This is a genomic window from Paraburkholderia sp. BCC1885 (assembly GCF_900996235.1).
Taxonomy (GTDB): Bacteria; Pseudomonadota; Gammaproteobacteria; order Burkholderiales; family Burkholderiaceae; genus Paraburkholderia.
This window is the reverse complement of record NZ_CAAJGM010000065.1, coordinates 1-568: the sequence shown is the minus strand read 5'-3', so window position 1 is coordinate 568 and position 568 is coordinate 1. Positions and strand designations below refer to the sequence as shown.

The window sequence follows — 568 nt, the reverse complement described above, 5'->3', positions numbered from 1 at the left end:
GGCGACTTCCTTCAGCTCTCGCTGGCCGATACTGGCAGCGGTATGCCGCCCGAAGTGCTCCCGCATGCCTTCGAGCTGCTCTTCACTACCAATCCGAAGGGCATGGGCACCGGCCTCGGCCTGCCGCAGGTGTTCGCGTTCTGCGAGCGTTCGGGCGGCATCGCCACGATCGACAGCGCGCTGGGGGAGGGCACCACGGTGCGCCTCTACCTGCCGCGCGCGCGCATCACCGACGAGGCGCCGCCCGCCGCCCCTGCGTCGCGCGAAGCGTCCTCGCTGGAAACCGATCCGCCGCGGGAAGGCCTGCGCATCCTGCTGGTCGAGGACAACGGCGAGGTGGCCGCCGGTACCGAGGCGCTGCTGTCGTTGCTCGGCCATCGCGTCACCTACGCGGCCAACGCCGACGACGCGCTCGCGCTGATCGACGCGCCGCTCGATCCCGAGGACGAGTCGCGGCCCTTCGACCTGGTGATCTCCGATATCCACATGCCGGGCACGCTCAACGGCATCGACCTGGCCGAGGAGATTGAGCGACGCCCGGGCACGCTGCCCGTGATCCTCGTCACCG

1 protein-coding gene is annotated in these 568 nt (G+C 70.2%); it reads left to right on the top strand.

Annotation, left to right across the window (positions count from 1 at the left end; translation table 11 throughout):
- Nucleotides 1-568: ATP-binding protein (locus tag FQ755_RS05105; protein WP_144151577.1), on the top strand; the 568-nt coding region annotated here is incomplete at both ends.